This is a genomic window from Amycolatopsis sp. TRM77291, from assembly GCF_054166285.1.
Map to the genome: position 1 here is coordinate 1 of NZ_JBSZHF010000011.1, position 2,402 is coordinate 2,402.

1 protein-coding gene is annotated in these 2,402 nt (G+C 40.7%); it reads left to right on the plus strand.

Features of this window, described 5'->3' with window-relative positions:
- Window positions 1-2,229: GIY-YIG nuclease family protein (locus ACXIZN_RS43075; protein ID WP_457960763.1), on the plus strand; the 2,229-nt coding region annotated here is incomplete at its 5' end.
- Between the last annotated feature and the right edge of the window lie 173 nt (window positions 2,230-2,402).

A 2,402-nucleotide genomic window follows, 5' to 3' on the forward strand; every position in this document is an offset into this window, starting at 1 on the left:
CTGGGCGCACCAGTTAAACTGGCCAGGTCCATCAGGCAAATAAATAGCACTGAAAAACTCATTGTTAATCTGACTGCTTCATTCCATCTCACAAAATCACAAGAATCACTTTTATTGAAAGGGCTGTCATTTGTACCAGCACCTAGAAATCAGAAAACATTAAAGATTGAATTATTAAAAGATTTACAAAAATATCACAGGAGGATCAAATTAGAGGCTTTCTTTGAGAAAAAGAAAAAGACGAAAGAAAAGACACCCTTCACTCTCGGTTCAGATTGGACACCTTCTCTCTCGAAACTGCCGACACAGGTCCATAAGATCATTGATGCTGACCTGCATGCGTTCCGACATCTGCACTGGAGCTGGAGAGAGGAACCCAATCTGACCCGAGGAGAAGAACGGGCCCTCAATCTACTCAAAAACAATACGGAGATCGTCATAAAACCAGCCGATAAAGGCAACGCTATAGTACTTTTAGATAAGAAAGATTATTTGTGGGAGGGAATGAAACAGTTAGAGAACACGGACCATTATATTCCTCTCGATGAACCAATCTACCCACAAACTAAAGTCGAGGTGGAAGAAATACTTGAGGAGATGTGTGACAGAAAGATTATTAACAGAAAGCAGTGGGAATACCTCGCAGGCCCTGCCGTGCCAAGGGCACGCAGGTTTTATCTTTTACCAAAGATCCATAAAGAAAGAGAAAAATGGAGCCGGCCGGGCAAAGTGCCGCCTGGAAGGCCCATTGTATCGGATTGTAACAGCGAAACGTACAATACCGCAGAATTCATTGAGTACCACTTGAACCCCATGTCACAAAAGCATCCGAGCTATTTGAGAGACACGTATGACTTTATTGAAAAAACAAAAGACCTGAGGATTCCCACTGACGCCCTGCTCTTCACTATCGATGTTGACAGTCTCTACACGAACATCGAGACGGAGGCGGGCTTGTCGGCCGTACGAGAGTGCATGAATAAATTTCCCCATGGCAGTAGACCCGACGAGTACATCTTGAAACTATTAGAGATTAATTTGACCAAAAATGACTTCGAGTTCGATTCTAGATTTTTCCTCCAAACCAAGGGCACTGCCATGGGTAAGAAATTCGCACCCTCGTACGCAAACATCTTCATGGCGCACTGGGAAGAGACCGCGCTGGCGACAGCCACTCATAAACCGTTCGCCTATTACAGATTTTTAGACGACATTTGGGGTGTCTGGGAGCATTCGAGAGAAGAGTTTATCAAATTTATTGAGCATCTAAACACACATCAGACATCTATCACAGTGAAGTATGAGTTGAACAGCAGAGAAGTTAACTTTCTGGATGTAGTAACCTATAAAGGCACTAAATTTGAGGAAAGCAACAAACTGGACTACCGTGTGTACTTTAAAGAAACGGACACTCATTGTCTCTTACATAAAAACAGCTTTCATCCCCGGCATACCTTTAAAGGAATTATAAAATCCCAGCTTTTAAGATTCCATCGAATCTGCTCGGAAGAGAATGAGTTCATAAAAGCCACAAAAGTACTCTTTAAAGCACTGAAAGATAGAGGATACGGTAGAGGATTTTTAAGATCAGTCCTCAGAAACTTCCTTAAATCCATAAATAACCCCAAACCGCCAACTCAAACTGGGGAAACAAGAATAGTGCCTTTAGTGGCCTTTTATTCATTCCAAAGTAAACAACTCAATTCAACTATCAAACAAAATTTCTCCAAATTTTTAGAGGACACAGAGATTTTACAAAGACACAAACCAATCGCGGCGTACAAAAGAAACACAAACTTATTAGATATTTTAGTGCAAAGTAAAGTTAATAATAAAACCGGAAAACGAAGACCGTGTAAATACTATCTGGCTCTAAAATGGATAAAAAATGTAACCACGAAGCAAATTTATCAGGTCGACAGAACTCTCTCTCCAGACACCCGAAATTGTGTCTACCTAATTTTCTGCACAAAGTGCAAAAAACAGTATGTCGGACAGACTAAAAATGAGGTGAGAACGAGAATATATCAGCACACTCATAACATCCTCCATAAAATACACAAACGGAGGTTTTTGATCCAACATTTTTTAGTACATGGTCTCTCCTCTCTTAGAGCAACTGTATTACAAACTAACCCTCTGTGGAGTCTAAGGGACAGACTAAGGGCAGAAGGGTTTTGGATAAACAGACTCAATACCTTGTATCCAAGAGGATTGAATGAGGCCTAAGAGATGGTTGAGAGCCATGGAGAAATGTATTCCTGTCCTTTAAGATAGTGAGATTATTATATTATAACTATTATATAGACATACCACTAACATACCCAAAACCTACCCATTTTACCCCTTATGGACATAACTACACCATTCCTAAACCTACCCATTTTACCCCTTATGGACAT